We start from the raw sequence: 2,789 nt of genomic DNA, 5'->3' as shown, positions 1-2,789 counted from the left end.
GTCCATATCTGCTGGTCGGCGCCGATCGCGAACAGGCGCACGGTGTTGCCGACGGTGGTGGCGGTCACCTGCTTGATGCCGCTGCTGGGCAGGGCCTCGAACGGGGTCCAGGTGCCGGCGGTGTAGTCGCCGGCGGCGGTCCAGATCTGGTTGTCGCCGCCGATCGCGAACAGGCGCACCTTGTCGCCCATGGCGACGGCGCTCACCTGCTGCATCCCGCTGTTGCCCGGCACCTGCTCCGGGGTGCTCCAGGCACCGGTCGTGGTGTCCTTGGTGACGGTCCAGATCGTGTTGTCGCCGCCGATCGCGAACAGGCGGACCTTGTCGCCCATGGTGACGGCGCTGACCTGGCGGATGCCGCTGGTGCTCGGCACCTCTGCGAAGGTGCCCCACGCGTTCGTGCTGTAGGAGCCCTCGTTGGTCCAGATCTTGGCGTCACTGCCGACGGCGAAGAGCTGGCTGCCGGGGCGGGAGGTCTTCACCTGCGCCACCCAGCCGGCCAGGCCGTCGACGCGGCTGCTGGTCGCGCCGGTGCGGGTCTCGGTGGCCGGGGTGCCCAGGCAGCCGCCCTGCCAGGAGCGGGAGGCCACCGCGACGACCTCACTCGTGCCGTTGTTGTCGCGCAGCAGCGGAGCCCCGGCGTCGCCCTGGCACACCGACGCCTGGCCCGCGGCCGGCGCGGTGTCGACCGTGGTGGCCGCGACGACAGCGGCGGTGTGGGTGGCGGTGTGGGGCTTCAGCGGCGCCCACTCGGTGGCGGTGCGCCCGAAGCCGGCCACCTTCAGGCTCTGCCCGCTCGCGGGCGCGGCGGTGGCCAGGGCCGCCGGGGTGACGCCGTCGACCGGGCTGGCCAGGCGGGCCAGCACCACGTCACGGTCGGAGCGGGTCACCAGTTCGGCGACGGTGGCAGTGTGGCCGCTGACGGTGGCGGTGGTGTCGGCCGCCGGAGCACCCGACGCCCCGCCGAAGCAGCCGGCCGCGGTGAGCACCCAGTAGCGGTCGACGAGCGTGGCCGTGCAGGAACGCGCATCCGCGCGCCCGGCCTGGCCGGCCGTCACCGTGCCGACGGCCGGGAAGTCGGTGTTGGCCGGCGCGGCCGGGCCGTCGGTGGCGTTCAGCTCCAGCAGCGTGGTGGCGCTGCCCGCGGTCCCGCCTTCGCCGATAGGCGTCCAGACGTTCTTGGCGACGTCGAAGGTGGCGGTATTGCCGTCGGTGCTGACCGTCGCCTTGACCGTGTGGTCGTCGCCCTTGATGTTGTAGATCTTCGGGATCTCCAACGCGAGGTACCCGGTCGGCCCGTTGATCTTGAAGCAGACCTCGCTCGGGGTCGCCGCCCGGCTGTACAGCTGCACCTGGCCCGGACCGGCGGTGCAGTCGGCGAGCACGATGTGCCCGTCACCCGTCTTCAGGGTGATGTTCCGCTCCGCGAGGACCTTCGCCGCGTCCGGGTAGGCAAAGCCCTCCACCGCCGACGGGGCGGTGGCCTCAGAGGCCGATGCCGTAGCCGGAATCGAACCGACAACAACGGGTATCGCCAGAGCCATGCCGAGAGGCAGAGCCAGCCTTCTAACCATACGCACAGAGAACTCCCGAAAAAGGACATGCCGGGAGACACCAACGCCCCCCGCGCTGGCAGAAAAGAAAACCAACCGGACGCTATAGGTTGCGATCCTTCGTCGCCAAAAGGCACCTCCGACCCTCGGCCTTGGCCACTGACCTGCAGTCAAGGGCCGTAGGTGTAAATCCTTTCGACGCAATGCTGTTACTGGAGATGTACGGATCTTCCGGGGCCGATCGGCCTGACCGGATGCCAGGAGAGGACGGAAGCATCAACCTCAGCTGGCAGCCAATGGCCGATCTCCCAATGAACCTTCGGCCCGCCTCCCCCGCTACCTGGCCGAAGGGAACTACAGGACGCGTGAGTCGAGTGCTTCCCAAGCGCTGGCGGGCCTGTTGCCGCCGACCCGTCCCGGCCATCTGCCAGATCGCCGCGTCATCCACGAGACGGCCAGCGGCAAACCCCTTCGACAACTCGGGAAGCCGATCGCGGCGAATCCCGCCCCGTTCCCTACAGACCCTTGGCGTGGGCCCCTGCACCGCCGTCCACCCGGACGCCGCGCGCGAACCCCTCATCGAACCTATGGCAACAACGGGGCGGATGCGGTGCGGCGCCGCACAGCGAGCAGCGCTCGAGCGGTGCCGAAGTGCACAGTGACCCCGCGCCCTCCTGCCGGCCATCACGCCGCGTTTCTCCACCTTCCCGGCCAACCCGTTCCCGCCCCCACCTCGCGCGGCCGGACCAGCCGGACGCCGGGAAGAAGAACAGCCCACCGCAGGTGCCGAACCCGAACCGACAACCCGCAACCACAGACCAAGAGCCAAAACCAAAGACAAGGGAAGGAAGGAGAAAAGGGTTGTCGAGGTGGTGAGTTCCACCATGACGGCCACGCACCACGGCCCCTGACCTGGACAGTTGCCGCGAATCGGAACCCGGCGGCCGGAAGAGGTGGCCACCGGCTGGCGCACGGGTTGGTCGTGGACGGCTGCGAGCCCGGTCACCGGGCCACCGGGTCGGCGGGAGCGCCGGTAGCCGGAGCGGGGGTCTGCTCGCCGGGGCGGGCCGGTTCGGTGTTCAAAGGGACGGGGCGCAGGACGGCGGTGTCGGTGATCACCCAGGCGGCCTGCGCGTCCTCACCCCAGCGCACGTGGGCGATCCACGGTCCGGGGCCGGGGCGGCGGCGGGCGGTGACGAGGCCGGAGTGCCACCGGCCCGCGGTGCGGACCCAGGC

At 70.5% G+C, this 2,789-nt stretch carries 1 protein-coding gene and 1 pseudogene; both read right to left on the bottom strand.

What is annotated here, in order from left to right; translation table 11 throughout:
- Window positions 1-1,466 (bottom strand): trypsin-like serine protease (locus ACFC1F_RS43000; protein WP_376167249.1); only part of this gene is annotated, 1,466 nt, incomplete at its 3' end.
- A 1,089-nt stretch (window positions 1,467-2,555) separates the two neighbouring features.
- Window positions 2,556-2,789, bottom strand: a pseudogene (locus ACFC1F_RS42995) (hypothetical protein); the annotation flags it as partial.

It is taken from the genome of Kitasatospora sp. NPDC056181, from assembly GCF_042266225.1.
Classification (GTDB): domain Bacteria; phylum Actinomycetota; class Actinomycetes; order Streptomycetales; family Streptomycetaceae; genus Kitasatospora.
The sequence above is the reverse complement of the archived record's forward strand: the minus strand, read 5'-3'. Positions and strand labels throughout refer to the sequence as shown.